12 protein-coding genes are annotated in these 18,407 nt (G+C 70.7%); 4 read left to right on the forward strand and 8 right to left on the reverse strand.

Going from position 1 to position 18,407, the window contains the following annotated elements:
- Positions 1-284 precede the first annotated feature (284 nt).
- Positions 285-1,898, forward strand: coding sequence for a DEAD/DEAH box helicase (locus tag ATL41_RS04660; RefSeq protein ID WP_098457428.1), 1,614 nt, complete (start codon positions 285-287; stop codon positions 1,896-1,898).
- A 211-nt stretch (positions 1,899-2,109) separates the two neighbouring features.
- On the opposite strand, the gene ATL41_RS04665 is transcribed toward ATL41_RS04660, so the two are convergent.
- Together ATL41_RS04665 and ATL41_RS04670 are read right to left on the reverse strand one after the other, a co-directional pair.
- A complete protein-coding gene (locus ATL41_RS04665) occupies positions 2,110-2,730 on the reverse strand; it encodes a MarC family protein (RefSeq protein ID WP_098457429.1) in 621 nt (206 codons plus the stop codon).
- Entirely contained in the window at positions 2,727-3,596 is an 870-nt protein-coding gene (locus ATL41_RS04670) for a PHP domain-containing protein (protein ID WP_098457430.1), read from the reverse strand. The genes ATL41_RS04665 and ATL41_RS04670 overlap by 4 nt, the downstream gene beginning before the upstream one ends.
- 77 nt (positions 3,597-3,673) lie before the next feature.
- Here ATL41_RS04670 and ATL41_RS04675 point away from each other — a divergent pair, with 77 nt between their 5' ends.
- Positions 3,674-5,212 (forward strand): aminopeptidase P family protein, encoded by a 1,539-nt coding sequence (locus ATL41_RS04675; protein ID WP_098458931.1) that lies wholly within the window; start codon positions 3,674-3,676, stop codon positions 5,210-5,212.
- Positions 5,213-5,333: 121 nt separating this feature from the next.
- On the opposite strand, the gene ATL41_RS04680 is transcribed toward ATL41_RS04675, so the two are convergent.
- Complete coding sequence (locus tag ATL41_RS04680; protein WP_143556569.1) at positions 5,334-6,080, reverse strand: YflT domain-containing protein; 747 nt, start codon at positions 6,078-6,080, stop codon at positions 5,334-5,336.
- Positions 6,081-6,171: 91 nt separating this feature from the next.
- Here ATL41_RS04680 and ATL41_RS04685 point away from each other — a divergent pair, with 91 nt between their 5' ends.
- Together ATL41_RS04685 and ATL41_RS04690 are read left to right on the forward strand one after the other, a co-directional pair.
- Positions 6,172-7,455, forward strand: coding sequence for a magnesium transporter MgtE N-terminal domain-containing protein (locus ATL41_RS04685; protein ID WP_098457432.1), 1,284 nt, complete (start codon positions 6,172-6,174; stop codon positions 7,453-7,455).
- Positions 7,448-8,005: a DUF1003 domain-containing protein gene (locus ATL41_RS04690; protein WP_098457433.1), complete on the forward strand. Its 558-nt coding sequence runs from the start codon at positions 7,448-7,450 to the stop codon at positions 8,003-8,005. Before ATL41_RS04685 ends, ATL41_RS04690 begins: the two co-directional genes overlap by 8 nt.
- Before the next feature lie 164 nt (positions 8,006-8,169).
- Here the strand turns inward: ATL41_RS04690 and ATL41_RS04695 are convergent, their stop codons facing one another.
- The 5 genes from ATL41_RS04695 to glyA form a co-directional block, all read right to left on the reverse strand.
- Positions 8,170-9,297: an Mrp/NBP35 family ATP-binding protein gene (locus tag ATL41_RS04695; RefSeq protein WP_098457434.1), complete on the reverse strand. Its 1,128-nt coding sequence runs from the start codon at positions 9,295-9,297 to the stop codon at positions 8,170-8,172.
- A 121-nt stretch (positions 9,298-9,418) separates the two neighbouring features.
- Positions 9,419-10,228 carry an exodeoxyribonuclease III gene (locus ATL41_RS04700; RefSeq protein WP_098457435.1) on the reverse strand — a complete coding sequence of 270 codons (810 nt, stop codon included), beginning with the start codon at positions 10,226-10,228 and terminating at the stop codon, positions 9,419-9,421.
- Positions 10,229-10,328: 100 nt separating this feature from the next.
- Positions 10,329-15,650 carry an ExeM/NucH family extracellular endonuclease gene (locus tag ATL41_RS04705; protein WP_098457436.1) on the reverse strand — a complete coding sequence of 1,774 codons (5,322 nt, stop codon included), beginning with the start codon at positions 15,648-15,650 and terminating at the stop codon, positions 10,329-10,331.
- 405 nt (positions 15,651-16,055) lie between these two features.
- Complete coding sequence (locus tag ATL41_RS04710) at positions 16,056-16,937, reverse strand: bifunctional methylenetetrahydrofolate dehydrogenase/methenyltetrahydrofolate cyclohydrolase (protein WP_098457437.1); 882 nt, start codon at positions 16,935-16,937, stop codon at positions 16,056-16,058.
- An 86-nt stretch (positions 16,938-17,023) separates the two neighbouring features.
- On the reverse strand, positions 17,024-18,313 hold the full coding sequence (gene glyA / locus ATL41_RS04715) for a serine hydroxymethyltransferase (protein WP_098457438.1): 1,290 nt from the start codon (positions 18,311-18,313) through the stop codon (positions 17,024-17,026).
- Between the last annotated feature and the right edge of the window lie 94 nt (positions 18,314-18,407).

The following is an 18,407-nucleotide window of genomic DNA, read 5'->3' on the forward strand; positions in this document are numbered from 1 at the left end:
CGGCCCGGCTCTCGTCCTTGACCCGTCCGATATGCTGCCCCTTGTACATCGGATGCCCGGTCGTCTCGACGCACTGACGAACTGTGAACTGACCTGGCTGCCTGGAGGACGCGTCTCGGCGCACCCCGGCACCCCGCATCTCCGCGATCGGCTTCCGGCCCTCCGGCGCGACAGCGCCGGCACCGCCGTGACTGCCCGTCGCCGCTGGTCGCAGCCGAGCTGCGCAGCGCACCCGCTCGTCCCCGGTGCCGCGCCACCGCGCCCTTCACCACCCGTGAGGCACAGTGACCACCACCGACCAGACGGACCTCTCCTCGAGCGTCCAGTCGGACCAGAACCCCTCTTTCGGCGACTTCGGCGTCAAGCAGGAGATCGTCGACGCTCTCGCCGACGCCGGCATCACCCACCCGTTCCCCATCCAGGCGATGACGCTGCCCGTGGCCATGCAGGGCCACGACATCATCGGCCAGGCCAAGACGGGAACCGGCAAGACGCTCGGCTTCGGCGTCCCGCTCCTGCACCGCGTCGTCGCCCCGGGCGAGGAGGGCTACGAGGACCTCAAGCACGCGGGCAAGCCGCAGGCGCTCGTCGTCCTGCCGACGCGTGAGCTCGCGGTCCAGGTCGCCGGCGACCTGGCCACGGCCTCCGCGAAGCGCAGCGTCCGCGTCATCCAGCTCTACGGCGGCCGTGCGTACGAGCCGCAGATCGAGACGCTCCGCGCGGGCGTCGACGTCGTCGTCGGCACGCCCGGCCGCATGATCGACCTCGTCAAGCAGGGCCACCTGGACCTGGGCCACGTCAAGTGCGTCGTCCTCGACGAGGCCGACGAGATGCTCGACCTGGGCTTCCTGCCCGACGTCGAGACGCTCCTGTCGAAGACGCCGGCCTCGCGCCACACGATGCTCTTCTCCGCGACCATGCCGGGCGCCGTCGTCGCGATGGCCCGCCGCTACATGTCGCAGCCGACGCACATCCGGGCGAACGACCCGGACGACGAGGGCATGACGAAGAAGGACATCAAGCAGGTCGTCTACCGCGCCCACGCGCTCGACAAGGTCGAGGTGCTCGCGCGCATCCTGCAGTCCGAGGGGCGCGGCCGCACGATCGTCTTCGCGCGGACCAAGCGCACTGCGGCGAAGGTCGCGGACGAGCTCGTCGAGCGCGGCTTCGCGGCCGGCTCGCTGCACGGTGACCTGGGCCAGGGCGCTCGTGAGCAGGCGCTGCGCGCGTTCCGCCACGGCAAGATCGACGTCCTCGTCGCGACCGACGTCGCGGCGCGCGGCATCGACGTCGACGACGTCACGCACGTCGTCAACTACCAGTGCCCCGAGGACGAGAAGACGTACCTGCACCGCACGGGCCGCACGGGCCGCGCGGGCAACAAGGGCACCGCGATCACGTTCGTCGACTGGGACGACGTGCCGCGCTGGTCGCTGATCGACAAGGCGCTCGGCCTGGGCGTGCCGGAGCCCGTCGAGACGTACTCGTCGAGCGAGCACCTGTACACGGACCTCGACATTCCCGCGGGCACGAAGGGTCGCCTCCCGAAGAGCAAGCAGGTCCTCGAGGGTCTCGCGGGCGAGGTCCTCGAGGACCTCGGCGAGACGGGCAAGCGTCCGTCCTCGCGCGGCGGTTCGCGCGACGGCGGACGTCGCGACGGTGGTCGCCGTGAGGGTGCCCGCAGCGAAGGCGGCCGTGACGGCCGTCGTCGCGACGGCGGCCGTGAGGGTGCTCGCCGCGAAGGCGGCCGCGAGCTGGACGCCCCGAAGGCCACGAACGGCCCGGCGTCCGACGACGCGGCGCCAGTCTCCGAGCGTCCGCGCCGGTCGCGCAACCGTCGCCGCACGCGCGGCGGCCGCGGCGCCGGCGCGGAGGGCGCGACGTCGACCGAGTCGTGACCCTCGACTGACTGACACAGATCGCCCCCGTGCACACGTCCTGTGTGCACGGGGGCGATCTGCCGTCCGGGGCTCGGGCGAGCGGCTGGCAGCCGCGCTGCCTGGCACCCCGAGACCCGGACCCGCGCCGCAGACACAGATCGCCCCGGTGCACACGTGACGCGTGCACCGGGGCGATGTGTCGTTGCGGGGAGGGCGCGAGCGCCTGGGCCTACGCCGTCTGGACGAAGGCGATGACCGCGTCGGCGACGAGCTGGACGGCGATCGCAGCGAGGAGCAGACCCGCGATGCGGGTCACGAGGATCGTCCCGGACTCGCCGAGGATCTTCATGATCACGCCGGCGAAGCGCATCGCGACCCACAGCGACAGCAGCACGAAGAAGAAGCCGATCGCGACCGAGATCCAGTCGGAGGCCGACCCGTCGACGCGCTGCACGAACAGCATCGCGGCGACGATCGCACCGGGCCCGGCGAGCAGCGGGGTGCCGAGCGGGACCATCGCGACGTTGACGTTGCCCTTGGGCGCCTCCGGGTCCTCGAGCTTGCCGGTGAGCAGCTCCATCGCGACGAGGAGGAGCAGCAGACCACCCGACGCCTGGAGCGCGGGCAGCGAGATGTGCATGTAGCTGAGGAGCTGCTGGCCGAAGAGAGCGAAGCCGAGGATCACGCCTGCGGCGACGAGCACCGCCTGCCGCGCGGCACGGTGGCGCTCCTTGGCGGTCATGGTGCTCGTCAGCGCGAGGAACAGCGGCACGGTCCCAGGCGGGTCCATGATGACGAACAGGGTGATGAAGACCTCGGTGGCCAGTCGGATGTCGATCAGGTCGCTCATGGCCGGACCACCGCGCTCCTCCCTCGGCGCTCGATCTCCTCGAAGACCTCGCGCGCAGTCGTGTTCTCGCCGAGCAGGTTCGTCTTGCCCGTGCCGTGATAGTCGCTCGCCCCTGTCATGAAGAGGCCGAGCCTCGTCGCCAACCGGGACAACCGCTCTCGCTGGGCTGGGTCATGGTCACGATGGCCGACCTCCAAGCCTGCCAGCCCGGCGTCCACGAGCTCCTCGACGACAGCATCCGAGACGATCCGTCCCCGCATCTGAGCACCTGGATGGGCGAAGACGGGCACCCCGCCCGCGGCGCGGATCGCGCGCACGGCGGCGACGGCGTCGGGCACCTCGTGGTGCACGTAGTAGCGCGAGCGCGGGTTCAGGACCTGCGCGAACGCCTCGTCGCGGTGGCCGAAGACGCCCGCGGCGACGAGTGCGTCCGCGAGGTGCGGACGACCGATCGTCGTCCCGACCGCCGTCTGCTCGAGGACTCCCTCCCACGTGATCGGGAAGTCGACCGAGAGCCGCTCGACCATCCGCTGCGCGCGCGTCTCGCGCGACTCGCGCACCCTCTCGAACAGCTCGACGAGGGCTGGCTCGTCAGGGTCCTGGAGGTAGCTGAGCAGGTGCACGTTCACCGAGCCCGACCGCGCGCTCACCTCGGTCCCCCGCACGAGGGTGATCCCGTGCTCGACGGCGGCGCGCGCCGCCTCGTCCCAGCCCGCCGTCGTGTCGTGGTCGGTCAGGGCGAGGACGTCGAGCGGACCGTCGGCGAGGGCCCAGGCGGGGCCCCTGCCTGCCGCCGTCGCCACCAGCTCGGACGGGGTCTGTGTCCCGTCGGACACCGTCGAGTGGGTGTGGAGGTCGATGCGCACACCTCACTGTACGTTTCCACGCCGCGCGGACGGTGGGACGATGGGAAGAAGCACAGCACCACGACCCGAGGATGACGATGAGCTCCGAGACCACGCCCGCCCAGACGACGCCCGAGGACCAGTCGATCGCCGAGCGGGGCTCCAACCGTTCGCTGCGCCCGTCGTCGGACGCCTTCCGCAACTTCATCTGGTCCGGCTGGGCACCGCGCCCTGACGCCCGCCCGGAGCGCGCGCCGTACGCGGACTTCACCGCTGCGCGCCGCGAGGCGCTCTCGGCTCGCTTCCCGGGCACGCGGCTCGTCGTCCCTGCAGGCGGCCTCAAGGTCCGCTCGAACGACACGGACTACCGCTTCCGCCCGCACTCCGCGTTCGCGCACCTCACGGGGCTCGGCACGGACCAGGAGCCCGACGCCGTGCTCGTCCTCGACCCGCGCGAGGACGGCGGGCACGACGCCGTGCTCTTCTTCCGCCCCCTCGCGGAGCGCAACACGACCGAGTTCTACGCGGACGCCCGCTACGGCGAGTTCTGGGTCGGGGCGCGGCCGAGCCTCACGGACCTCGAGGCGCTCACCGGCATCGCGACCGCGCACGTCGACGAGCTCGCCGACCGCGTCGCGAAGGACGCGGGGCACGTGAAGATCCTCGTCGTGACGGGCGCGGACGAGACGGTCGAGACGCTCGTCGAGTCCGTCCGCGAGCAGGCGGGCATCCAGGAGGAGGCCGCCGCCGAGACGACCGACGGCCTGACCGACGCCGCCCTCGTCGAGGCCGTCTCCGAGCTGCGCCTCGTCAAGGACGACTACGAGATCGCGGAGATGCGCAAGGCCGTCGCCGCGTCGATCGAGGGCTTCGCCGAGGTGGTCCGCGCGCTCCCCCGCGCCGTCGGGCGCCCGCGCGGCGAGCGCGTCGTCGAGGCGACGTTCGACGGGCACGCGCGCATCGAGGGCAACGAGGTCGGCTACGACACGATCGCGGCCGCGGGCGAGCACGCGACGACGCTGCACTGGACGCGCAACGACGGCGAGGTCCGCGAGGGCGAGCTCCTGCTGCTCGACGCGGGCGTCGAGGTCGACTCGCTGTACACGGCCGACGTGACGCGCACGCTGCCCGTCTCGGGCACGTTCACCGAGACGCAGCGCAAGGTCTACCAGGCCGTGCTCGACGCGGCCGACGCCGCGTTCGAGGCCGCCGTCCCCGGACGTCGCTTCCGCGACGTCCACGCCGCGGCCATGGAGGTCATCGCGGCGCGGCTCGAGGAGTGGGGCCTGCTGCCCGACGGCGTCACCGCCAAGGAGTCGCTCGAGCCGGAGGGTCAGTTCCACCGCCGCTGGATGGTGCACGGCACCTCGCACCACCTCGGCATCGACGTGCACGACTGCGCGCAGGCGCGCGCGGAGATGTACCTCGACGGCGTCATCGAGCCGGGGATGATCTTCACGATCGAGCCCGGCCTGTACTTCAAGAGCGACGACCTGCTCGTCCCCGAGGAGCTGCGCGGCATCGGCGTGCGCATCGAGGACGACGTCCTCGTCACCGAGGACGGCAACGAGAACCTCACTGCGGCGCTCCCCCGCAAGCCCGACGAGCTCGAGGCGTGGATGGCGTCGGTGCGCTGACGCCGAGATCGACCTGCTCTGCGGGCGTGCGGCTGCGGCTGCACGCCCGCAGCTCGTTTCCCCGGCAGCGCGGACGCTCCGCCCTCGGGCAGGACGCGGCCGCTCAGGCGGAGGCGGCCGCTCAGGCCGAAGGGGCGTCCTCGCCGGGGCGCGGAGCCTCGCTCGCCGGGGCGCCGGAAGCGCCCTCGGCCGGAGCGTCTGCGGCCTCCGAGGCGACGTCGTCGGTCCGCACGCCGTACCGCGGCCGTCCGTCCGGGGTGACGTACTGGCTCGAGATGCGCGACGGCGTCGGGCTCGCCTGGGGGGCGACGGGCGCGAGCGGGCCAGGCACCGACGGCGCAGGCGCAGCCGGCGCGACGACCGGGGTGTCCGCCGCCGTCGACCGGATACCAGCCTCCGCGAGGAGCCGACGCGCCTCGTTCGCCTTCTCGACGCTGCACAGCACGACGTATCGCGTCGCGACGATCTGCGACTGCGAGGTGAAGTCACGCTTGCCGCGCGTCGCCGCATAAGAGATCAGGGCGAACATGAGCCCGAAGCCCGCACCGATCACGACGCCGGAGATCACCGTCGCGGCGACGTCCTCGGACGCGAACATCGCGAGCAGCAGACCGACGAACAGGCCGAACCACGCCCCTGACGCGATGCCGCCGACCGCGACGCGGCCCGTCGTCAGCCGCCCCATGACGCGCTCGACCATCGTGAGCCCCTCGCCGATGATCGACAGGTTCTGCACCGGGAACGCCTTGTCCGAGAGCGTGTCGACGGCCCGCTGGGCGTCGACGTAGTCCGTGAAGGCCGCGACGGCGTCACCCTTCGGCATCGTGACGGCGGCCTGAGGACCACGGTTGAGGTTCGGCTGGCTCATGCCCCCAGTCTGCCGCACCGCGGTCTTCCCGCAGCCCACGGGCTGCGCGCCCACCTGGCCGTTCCTCGGATGCGCACTAGGATCGGGAACCGTGAGCGGCGCAGCAACGAGAGTGTTCATCGCCCGGCTCGCCGAGACCTCTGTCTTCGACCCGCTCGGGGACAAGGTCGGGCGCGTCCGGGACGTCGTCGTGCTCATGCGCGCCAAGGCCGCACCGCGCGCGGTCGGTCTCGTCGTCGAGGTCCCGGGCCGACGCCGGGTCTTCCTCCCGTTCACTCGCGTCACCTCGATCGACACGGGCCAGGTCATCTCGACGGGCCTCGTGAACATGCGCCGCTTCGAGAAGCGCCGCATGGAGACGCTCGTCATCGGTGAGCTGTTCGACCGCGTCGTCGAGTTCACCGACGGGTCGGGCAGCGCACGCATCGAGGACGTCTCGATCGAGCTCGAGCGCAACGGCGACTGGGTCGTCGACCGCCTGTTCGTGCGCCGTGAGAACGCGACGAAGGGCGCCCTCGGCATCCGTCGCCGCAACCAGGGCGAGGTCGTCGACGTCCGCGCGGTCAAGTCCCTCGCGTCGGCCGAGCAGAAGCAGGGCGCCGGCCTGCTCCTGGCCGCGTACGAGGACCTCAAGCCCGCCGACCTCGCCGACGCGCTGCACGACCTCAACGACAACCGGCGTCTCGAGGTCGCCGAGGCGCTCGACGACGAGCGGCTCGCTGACGTCCTCGAGGAGCTTCCCGAAGACGACCAGGTGGCGATCCTCTCCTCGCTCGAGCCGACCCGCGCCGCCGACGTCCTCGAGGCCATGCAGCCGGACGATGCCGCCGACCTGCTCCACGAGCTGCCCGACGCGCGAGCAACAGAGCTCCTCGCGCTCATGCAGCCCGAGGACGCCCGCGACGTGCGTCGCCTGCTCGCGTACGACGACTACACGGCCGGTGGTCTCATGACGACCGACCCGGTGATCCTCGGCCCCGAGACGTCGATCGCTGCGGCGATGGCGCACATCCGTCGCCAGGACCTCCCGCCTGCGCTCGCGTCGATGGTCTTCGTCGTGCGACCTCCGATCGAGACGCCCACGGGGCGCTTCCTCGGCGTCGTGCACTTCCAGCGGATGCTCCGCGAGCCCCCGCACGAGTCGCTCGGCTCGGTGCTCGACGAGATCGACCACGTCTCGCCGCAAGCTCCGCTCGGGCAGATCACACGTCTGCTCGCGACGTACAACCTGCTCGCGCTCCCCGTGCTCGACGCCGAGCGTCGTCTGCTCGGGGCCGTGAGCATCGACGACGTGCTCGACCACATGCTGCCCGAGGACTGGCGCGAGGACGACCACGTCCCCGACGTGGCGGGCGGCGGTGGTCAGCATGGCTGAGCGCATCGACCAGCCGAAGGCTGCACGTCGCGGGTTCCGTGCCCGGTTCCTGCCGGAGCGCAACCCAGGCAGCGACCGCTTCGGTCGCCTGTCCGAGGGCATCGCCCGGTTCATGGGCACCCCGCGCTTCCTGCTGTACATGACGGTGTTCTGCGCCGCGTGGCTCATCTGGAACACGTGGGGCCCGGCCGACGGGCGCTTCGACAGCAAGGAGTTCGGCTTCACGCTGCTGACGCTCATGCTGTCGCTGCAGGCCTCCTACTCGGCGCCGCTGATCCTGCTCGCGCAGAACCGTCAGGACGACCGGGACCGCGTCTCGGCCGAGCAGGACCGTCGCCGCGCGGAGCGGAACCTTGCGGACACGGAGTTCCTCGCTCGGGAGATGGCAGCGCTGCGCATCGCTCTCGGCGAGGTCGCGACCCGCGACTTCGTCCGGTCGGAGCTCCGCAACCTCCTCGAGGAGATGGCTGCGGAGCGCGAGGCCGAACGGGATGCGGAGCGTGACGCCGAGATGGCTTCGGAGCGCGACTCGGACAGGCCTTCCGCCTGACCTGCTCTCGTGCTTCGCGTCGAGGCACGCCCCAGCCGCGCAGGTCAGTTGTCAGCGCCCGCCGCGCGGGTCGGTTGTCAGCGCCCGCCGCGCTGGTCAGTGCCCCACCCCTCGACCTCGTGCACGCATGACGTGCGCACGAGGGCGATCTGTGGGCACGCGGCTCAGACCGGGGTGATGTTCAGCTTGCGGCCAGCGAGGCCGCGCTCCTTCGCGACGAGCGCCCGCGAGATGTCCACCAGGGCGCGCGCGGCGTCGGACTCGGGCGCCGAGAGCACGACGGGGACTCCGGTGTCGCCGGCCTCGCGCAGCGCGATGTCGAGCGGGACCTGGCCGACGAGCGGGACCGTCGTGCCGAGCGTCTTGCTGAGCGACGAGGCGACCTGCTCGCCTCCGCCGGAGCCGAACACCTCGAGGCGCGACCCGTCGGGCTGCACGAGCCACGACATGTTCTCGACGACGCCGACGACACCCTGCTGGGTCTGCCGGGCGATCGAACCGGCGCGCTCGGCCACCTCGGCCGCCGCTTGCTGGGGCGTGGTCACGACGAGTATCTCGGAACCGGGCAGCAGCTGCGCGACGGAGATCGCGATGTCGCCGGTACCGGGCGGGAGGTCGAGGAGGAGGACGTCGAGGTCCCCCCAGAACACGTCCCCGAGGAACTGCTGCAGGGCACGGTGGAGCATGGGGCCGCGCCAGACGACGGGCTGCCCCGGCTGGACGAACATGCCGATGGACACGACCTTGACGTCGTGCGCGATGGGCGGCAGCAGCATGTCGTCGACCTTGGTCGGCATGCTGCGGGCGCCGAGCATGCCGGGGATCGAGAAGCCGTAGATGTCGGCGTCGACGACGCCGACGCGCAGGCCGTCGCGCGCCATCGCGACCGCGAGGTTCGCGGTCAGGGAGGACTTGCCGACGCCGCCCTTGCCGGAGGCGATCGCGAAGACCTTGGTGAGGTTGCCGGGCTGGGCGAACGGGATGACCGGGTCGCCCTCGCCGCCGCGGAGCTGCTTCTTGAGCCGCACCCGCTGCTCGGGGCTCATGACACCCATCTCGACCTGGACGGACGTGACGCCCTCGACCTGCGAGACGGCCTCCGTGACCTCGGAGACGATCGTCGCCTTGAGCGGGCATCCCGCGGTCGTCAGGTCGATGTGTGCGCGCACGGCGCCCTCGGGGAGCAGCTCGATCTCGCGGACCATCCCGAGCTCGGTGATGGGGCGGCGGATCTCCGGGTCGATGACGGTGTCGAGCGCAGCGCGGACCGACTCGGTCGTGGGGAGAGTCATGTGTTCATCCTAGGCAGCGGGCGTTCGTTCCCCTGGGGCCGGGAGTCCCTTCCCGACGGCCGGGACGCCTGCCGCACCGCATGCCCGGGGCGGCCGGCGACGGTCGCCGAGAAGGCGCGGGCTAGAGCTCGTAGTCGACGGTCACCGGTGCGTGGTCGCTCCAGCGGGTGTCCCACGACGGGGCTCGCCAGATGTCGACCGAGCGCGCCGCCTCGGCGAGCTCCGGGGTTGCGAGCTGGTAGTCGATGCGCCAGCCCGAGTCGTTGTCGAACGCCTTGCCGCGGTTGGACCACCACGTGTACGGGCCGGGCCCGTCGCCGCCGAACCGGCGGCCGAGGTCCGCGAAGCCGAGCTCGTCGAACCAGAGGTCGAGGTAGGCACGCTCCTCAGGCAGGAAGCCCGCGGACTTCAGGTTGCCCTTCCAGTTCTTGATGTCCACCTCGCGGTGCGCGATGTTGAGGTCGCCCGCGACGACCGTCCGGCCGCCTGCGGCGGCGAGCTCGCGCATGCGGGCTGTCACCTTCTCCAGGTGCGCGTACTTCTGGTCCATCTTGGGCGTGCCCGCGGTGCCCGAGTGGATGTACGCGGAGACGACCGTGACGTGGCCGCCCGCGGGGAGCACGACGTCGGCCTCGACCCAGCGCCCCGTGTCGACGTCCACCTCGGGCTCGCCGTTGCCCAGGCCGACGCGGACGGCGTCGAACGGCAGGCGCGACGCGATCGCGACGCCCGCCCGGCCCTTGATGTCGCACGCCTGGTGCACGATGTGCCACTCGTCCCCGAGCAGCTCGGCGACGATCTCGTCGGTCGCGCGGACCTCCTGCAGCAGGAGGACGTCCGGCTGCTCGGACTCGACCCACGCGGGCATGCCCTTGCGGTACGCGGCGCGGATCCCGTTCACGTTCACGGTGGTGATCTTCACGGGCCCCATCCTCCCCCATCCGACTGACACGGCACGAACCGCTCGGGGCGCCGGACGCGCGAAGGGCCGGGTGGTCGCCCACCCGGCCCTCCGCGTCACGCTAGGTCGGTCACTTCGCGGTGTGCTTCTTGGTCACCGTGAGCTTGCTGACCGTGGTCGACCCGGAGTAGGTCACCTTGAAGGTGTGCTTGCCCTTGCGGAGCGAGCTGAGCTTGAAGGTGGTCTTGCCGCTCTTGAGCGACCGGGTCTTGACCGTCTTGCCGTCGACCTTGAGCGTCACGGTGCCCTTGGGCGTGGTGCCCTTGGCCGTGACCTTGACGACGACCGTCTTGCCCGACTTGCTGATCGAGACGGAGGCCTTCGGCTTCGCCTTGGTCACCTTGTAGGTGATCTTGGCGGTGTTCTTGGCCTTGGTCGTGGCAGTGCCGGCGTACTTCACCGTCAGCTTGTGCGTCCCGACCGAGAGGGTCTTCGGGAGCGTGACGGTGACCTTGCCGGTCTTGCCCGTGACCTTGAGGGTGCCCGTGACGAGCTTCTTGCTGCCCTCGTAGACCGTGACCTTGCCCGACGGCGCGGTCGACTTGCCCGTGACTGTGACCGTGAGCTTCGCCGGGGTGCCGTACGCGACCTTGGTCTTGGACAGCTTGCCGGAGATCGTCACGTCGGACTTGGCGACCGTGACGGACACCTTGGCCGACATCGAGCCCTTGAACGCCTTGGCGTCCGCGGGGACGAACTCAGCGGTGAGGCTGTGCGTGCCGACCGACAGCGACTTCTTGAGGGAGGCCTTGCCTGCCGAGACGTTCACCGTGCCGAGGACGGTGGAGCCGTCCTTGAAGGTCACCTTGCCGGCGGCCGCGGGAGCGACCGTCGCCGTGAGGGTGAGCTGCTCGCCGACGACGGCCTTGCCGGTGACGGCGAGGGTCGTCTTCGTGGCGACGGCCGGGGTCGTGGCCGGGGCCGTGACCGTGAGCGGGATCGTCACGGTCGTGCCCGACGGCGCAGCGACGAGCGTGAGCGTCTTCGCGCCTGCCGCAGCGGCCGGGACCGTGCCCGAGACCGTCACGGCACCGCCGGTGACCGTGAAGTCACCGAGCTTGACGCCCGCGGCCGGGAGGGTCCCGCCGGTGAACGTCGCCGTCACGCTCGTGTTGAGCGGGGCGCCCAGGCTCGTCATGTCGAGCTTGGAGACCTCGATCTCGACGTTCGCGCCTGCGACGACGGACGCCGGGTTGCCGACCACCTTCGCGTGCGAGCGAGCGAAGCTCGGGGTGAGGCCCTGGTTCTCCTCGGCGCTCAGGTACGCCATCCACGCGTCACGGTCGATGAGACCGGAGTCGACGGTGCGGGTGCCGTCCTTGAAGACCCGGAAGTTGTCTCCACCCTCGGCGAGGAAGGAGAACGTGCCCACGCGGAAGGTCTCCGTCGGGGTGATGACCTTGCCGTTGATCGTCACCGAGGTGACGCGGTCGCCGGCAGGGCGGGACTCGTCGTACGTGTACGAGACGTTGTCCGAGAGACCCAGCTGGAGGTAGGGCCGCGACGGGATGGAGCCGTCGGGGTTGGTCTGCCACTGCTGCTCGAGCATCGTCTTGACCTGCGCGCCCGTGAGGGTCGTGGACCACAGGTTGTTGAGGAACGGCAGGACCGCGTTCGCCTCGGCGAACGTGACGATGCCGTCCTCGGTCTCGGCGCCGCTCTTCTTGTAGAGCAGCTCGGCACGCAGGCCACCCGGGTTGACGACGCCGAAGTCGGCACCGGCCGCGGTGTCCGCGAGCGAGTCGCGCAGAGCGTTGGCGACGAGGTTGCCGAGCGCGGACTCCGACGCACGGTCGTCACGACCCGTGGTGGTGCCAGGGACCGAGCTGACGTACTTGCCGTCGACGTACGAGCCGCCCGCGATCGCGGACGTGATGTCGGCGGTGATCGTGCCGACCTTGACCGAGCCCTTGACGTCGGCCTCGGCGAGAGCCGCGGTGACGATGCCGTTGACCTCGGCGACGCGCGGGAAGGCGGCGACGAGGACGTCGTTCGCCGTCGTCAGGCGCTTGACGTTGCGGGCCTTGTAGGACTCGACCTCGTTCGTGGCGGGGTCGATCTCGAGCTGGACCTGGCCGATGTTCGCGCCGTACGAGCCGGTCTGGACGATCGGGCGGGTCTTCGTGCTGCCCGGGACAGGGGCGTCCCAGACGTACTCCTTGTGCGTGTGACCGGTGAAGATCACGTCGACCTCAGGAGCCGTGTCCAGGACGATGTCGGCGAAGGCGCCGCCGGCCGCGATCTCCTGCTCGAGCGTCGCACCGTCGGGGGTGCCGGCTCCGGCGCCCTCGTGGTACTGCGCGATGATGACGTCGGCCTCGCCGTTCGCGGGGTCGCCATCGGTGAGCTGCGCCGCGACACGGTTGACGGCTGCGACCGGGTCGCCGAAGTCCAGCGTGGCGATGCCGCCCGGGCTGACGAGCGTGGAGGTCTCCTCCGTGACCGCGCCGATGATGCCGACCTGGATGCCGTCGACCTCGATGACCTCGTACTCCTGGAGAGCCGGGGTCGTGGTGCCCTTGTCGTAGACGTTGGCGGCGAGGTACCGGAAGTCCGCCTCGCTGGTCACGCGACCGGCCAGGTCCGTCAGGCCCTGGTCGAACTCGTGGTTGCCGACGCCGGACGCCTTCAGGTCGAGCGCGTTGAGCACCTCGATGGTGGGCGTGTCGCCCGCCGAGGAGGACGCGAACAGCGAGGCACCGATGTTGTCGCCGTTGGAGAGGAACAACGTGTTGCCCTCGCCGCCCGCCGCACGCAGCTTCTCGATCGTGCCCGCGAACTTCACCGTGTCACCGTCGATGCGGCCGTGGAAGTCGTTGATGTTGAGCAGGTTGAGAGGCGTCGTGGTGCTCGGCGCGGGCGCGGTGCCCTCGTCGAACGCGACGATGACCGGGTCGTGGTCGCTGGAGCGGTACGGCGTGGCCTCGTGGAACGTCTGGCCGTGCGAGTTGTACCGCGAGTACTCGAACGCGATGGTCTCGCCCGAGTTGATGTTCCAGACGTCCGCACCGGTCGAGCGCTCGAGGAACGACTGGTTCATCAGCACGTGGTCGAGCGAGCCGGACAGGCCCGAGTAGCTGTACGAGAACAGCTCGTCACCGTTGAAGTGCTTGTCGACGTTGACGTACCCCGCCTCGTAGAGGACGTGCATGGGGTCCTCCTGCGAGTACGAGTTGAAGTCGCCGACGAGCGCGACGTCGTCGATCTCGTAACCGCTGTAGGACAGGTCGGTGAGGACGTTCGGGACCCAGTTCTTCAGCGCGGTCGCCTGCGCGATGCGCGAGGCGTTGGACGAGCCCTGGCCGTCACCGGTGTCCGCGTCGCCCGCGAGCGGACCCGCGGAACCCTTGGACTTGAAGTGGTTGACGACGAGCAGGAACGGCTCGCCGCCGCCGACCGAGGTGAACGCCTGGGCGAGCGGCTCACGAGCGTTCACGAACGGCTGGCCGGTCGCGCTCTGGTCGCCGAGGGCCAGCGACGGGCCGACCGGGGCGACCACGTTGGACCGGTAGATGATCGCGTTGGAGATAACGTCCTGCTGCGCGACGACCGGGAGGTCGAGCGACGAGGGGACGTACTCCCACGACTTCGACGGGTCGTCCGCGTTGAGCGCGTCGACGAGCGTCGCCGTCGCCTCGTCAGCGGTCTCGCCGAGCTTGGCGGAGTTCTCGATCTCGAGGAGGCCGATGACGTCCGCGTCCGTCGCGTTGATGGCCGCGACGATCTTCTCCTGCTGGCGGTCGAGCGAATCCTGGTCCCAGGCACCGCGCGGGCCGTTGCCCGTGCACGAGTTCACGGTGATGCCGTTGCCGGCACGGTCGTTGTAGCGGGTGCAGCCGGGCGTGTCGACGCCGAGGGTCGTGAAGTAGTTCAGCACGTTGAACGACGCGAGCTTGATGTCGCCGTCGCCGAGGCGCGCGGCGTCAGGTGCGGCGGTACGCGTGTTCTCGATCGTGACGAGGCCTGCCTCGTTCCCCGCGAGCAGCTGGCTCGTGGGGTTGAGCTTCCACGTGCTGTTGCGGTAGTCCACGATGACCGGCGCCTCGAACTCGACCGGAGCGCCCACGCGGACGGGGTTCACCTGGGAGACGAACGGCGGGACCTGAGACTGGTTCGCGGAGCTGGTGAAGTTCGTGCTCGCACCGTCGTCGAGGACGACCCCGCGCTTGGCGTTGTCGTCGATGACGGCCTGCGCCTCGGGCGTGCTCGGGCGGGCCACGTCGGTCCACTGGATCAGCGGCTTCGTGCCGGACGCGAGCCCGACCTCGCCGTACTGGTTCGTCGAGTACGTGTTGGAGACCGTGAAGTCGCCCTGGGGCAGGAAGAGCATGCTCTCGAGCTTCTCGCGCTCGGCGTCGGTCTCGGGCCACGCCCCCTCGACGACGACGGCCTCGCCGACGCCGCCGGCGTCGAGCGCCACGTTGTCGTTCGTGGTCGTGATCTGGGTCAGACCGTTGAACTCTGCGACGGTACCCACGACGGTGACGTGCTGGCCGATGTCGACGGTCGGGTTGTTCCCGCTGCCGACGTAGACGAAGACGGCGTCGGACGCGTCAGGCGTCGTGTCCGGTCCGGGCGTCTGGATGACGAAGCCGTTGAAGCCGCCCGTCTTGTACGACGCGGTGACGACACCGGTCGTGCGGACGACGGTGCCCTTGATCGGGGACTCGGTCCCGGTGCCCTGGATCTCGGCGATCGACTTGTCGACCGGGTCGGCCGGCGGCGTGACGTCCGGCAGGACGTTGGCGGCCCCCGGGGTCATCGCGGTGGTCGCCACGAAGTCGCTCGCGTTGTTGGCCGTGTTGACCGGGACGCTCTCGACGAGCTTGCGCACGGCGGCCGTGGTGTTGCTCGGGGCGGGCGCGCCGCCGGTGCCGGCGAAGGCCGCACCCGTGCCGAAGCCGACGAGGTCGACGACCGCAGGGTCGCTCGCGCACGCCGTCGTCTGGCAGCTGAGGCTCGTGGCGATGCTGGCGAGCGCGACGTTGCCGTTGGCCCCGGCGAGGTTCACGTTGCCGGACGCCTGCGTCGTCGGGAGCGCCGCGCCGACGGCGCCGCCAGAGGCGCCGCCGACGAGGTAGAACCCGCCCGGAGCGATCGAACCGCTGAGGGGGATGACCCCGGACCAGCTCGTACCCGCGTTCGACGCGTACTGGACGGACCAACCGGTCAGGTCGACCGTGGCGCTCGAGACGTTGACGAGCTCGATGTAGTCGTGCGTATAGGTGGCGCCACCGTTCCCGCCACCTCCGTAGACCTCGTTGATGATGACCGGTGCGTCAGTCGATACCGCGGCCTGGGCCGCTCCCCCGGTAGCGACGAACGAGGCTCCGATCAGCGAGGTGCTGGCGACGGCCGCTACGGCGCGCCCCAGCCTCTTTCTGTGCTGCATGCGTTCCCCAATCTTGCACGTGCGTCATTGCGCGTGCTTGTCGTGCGGACCGCCCTACTGTGGCGGTCCGACTCGGCACGCGCGACGTGTGGACGCGCAAGGTCTATCGGGGCAACGTGACGGTCGAGGGTCGCGTACGTTAACGCCACAACTCGTCCATGAAACACACGGTGCGGATTTCCCGCCTCGTTGAGCCGTTCGTGCCAGATGTCCGGCTCGCGAGGCCTGGCGGAAAGCGCTTTCAGGTTAGCGAGACCCCCTACGGGGCGTCGGGAAAATCGTGATGGTCCCGTGACATGAGAGTGACTCGCCGATCTCACGATGCGGACGCTATCGCAGGACACCGCTGACCTCAGCGTGTATGGCGTCTGCGCAGGTGAGAGCGTCGAGGAACGGACAAACCGCTCAGCCGTGCGCGCGCTCCGCCATCCCGACCACGTTCGCGAGCAGCATCGCCCGCGTCATCGGCCCCACGCCCCCGGGGTTCGGCGAGATCCAGGACGCCACCTCGGCCACGGCCGGGTCGACGTCGCCAAGCAGGCGGGCCTTGCCCGTCGTCTCGTCGACCGTCCGGCTCACGCCGACGTCGAGCACGATCGCGCCCGGCTTCACGTGCTCGGGCCGCACGACGTGCGCCACGCCCGCCGCCGCGACGATGACGTCCGCGCCGCGCAGGTGCGCCGCGACGTCGGCCGTGCCCGTGTGCGTGAGCGTGACCGTCGCGTTGATGTCCTTGCGCGTCAGCAGCAGGCCGATCGAACGACCGACCGTGGTCCCCCGCCCGAGGACGACGACGTCCTTGCCCGCGAGCGACAGCCCGTGCCGCTGCACGAGCTCGACGATGCCCGCCGGGGTGCATGGCAGCGGCGACTCGATCGGCTCCGAGACGCGCAGCACGAGCCGACCGAGGTTCGTCGGGTGCAGACCGTCGGCGTCCTTGGCCGGGTCGATCAGCTCGAGGACCCGGTTGACGTCGATCCCCTTCGGCAGCGGGAGCTGCACGATGTACCCCGTGCACGCCGGGTCCTCGTTGAGACGCCGGATCGCCGCCTCGATGTCCGCCTGCGACGCGTCCGCCGGGAGATCCTCACGGATCGACGCGATGCCCACCTCCGCGCAGTCGCGGTGCTTGCCCGCGACGTACGCCTTCGACCCCGGGTCCTCGCCCACGAGCACGGTGCCCAGACCGGGCGTCGCTCCGGCCGCCGTCAGCGCCGCGACCCTCTCGGCCAGCTCTGCCTTGATCGCGGCCGCGGTGGCCTTGCCGTCGAGCACCTGTGCGGTCATGACACGTCTCCTGTGGTCTGCGCTTCGTCGTCGGGCGGGCTGGTGCCCGGGCCCGGCCTGAGGGCCGGACCCGGGTCACGAGGCTCTCAGTACTGCTGGAGCCCGGGGTACAGCGGGAAGTCAGCCGTCAGCGCGTCGACGCGGGCGCGCAGCGCCGCGACGTCCGCGGCCTTGCCGTCCTTGAGCGCGAGGGCGATGATCTCCGCGACCTCGGTGAACTCGGCGTCGCCGAAGCCGCGCGTCGCGAGCGCCGGCGTACCGATGCGCAGACCAGACGTGACACGCGGCGGGCGCGGGTCGAAGGGCACCGCGTTCCGGTTGACGGTGATGCCGACCTCGTGGAGGAGGTCCTCCGCCTGCTGGCCGTCCAGCTCCGACTTGCGCAGGTCGACGAGCACGAGGTGCACGTCCGTGCCGCCCGTGAGGACGTCGACGCCCGCGCTCTTCACGTCCGCCGCAGTCAGGCGCTCGGCGATGATGCGCGCACCCGACAGCACACGCTCCTGACGCTCCTTGAACTCCGCCGAGCCCGCGATCTTGAACGACACGGCCTTCGCGGCGACGACGTGCATGAGCGGGCCGCCCTGCTGGCCCGGGAACACGGCCGAGTCGATCTTCTTGGCGTGCTCCTCGCGCGACAGGATGAATCCCGAGCGCGGACCGCCGATCGTCTTGTGCACGGTCGACGAGACGACGTCGGCGTGCGGCACCGGGCTCGGGTGCAGGCCTGCGGCCACGAGGCCCGCGAAGTGCGCCATGTCGACCCAGAGCTTCGCGCCGACCTCGTCGGCGATCGAGCGGAACGCCGCGAAGTCGAGCTGGCGCGGGTAGGCCGACCAGCCGCCGATGATCACGTCAGGACGCGCGGCGAGCGCCTGCTCGCGCACCTTGTCCATGTCGACGAGCATCGTGTCCGGGTCGACGCCGTACGCCGCGACCTCGTAGAGACGCCCCGAGAAGTTGATCTTCATGCCGTGCGTGAGGTGGCCGCCGTGCGCGAGCTCGAGGCCCATGATCGTGTCGCCCGGCTTGATGAGCGCGTGCAGCACGGCCGCGTTCGCGGTCGCGCCCGAGTGCGGCTGCACGTTCGCGTGCTCGGCGCCGAACAGCTCCTTGGCGCGCGTGATCGCGAGCGTCTCCGCGACGTCGACCTGCTCGCAGCCGCCGTAGTAGCGGCGCCCCGGGTAACCCTCGGCGTACTTGTTCGTCAGGACGGAGCCCTGCGCCTCGAGGACGGCGCGCGGGACGAAGTTCTCGCTCGCGATCATCTCGAGGGTGTCGCGCTGGCGCGCGAGCTCACCGTCGAGGACTGCAGCGATCTCCGGGTCGACCTCGGCGAGGCCCTTGTTGACGACGGAGTCGGTGGACTGGCTCATGGGCGTTCCTCACAAGTCTTCGATGAAGCCGTGCTGGGCGGCTGCGCTGCGCGCCGGAGGAGAGCATGGACCGGCACGCACACGCAGCTGTGTG

The organism is Flavimobilis soli (assembly GCF_002564025.1).
In the GTDB taxonomy this organism is placed as follows: Bacteria; Actinomycetota; Actinomycetes; order Actinomycetales; family Cellulomonadaceae; genus Flavimobilis; species Flavimobilis soli.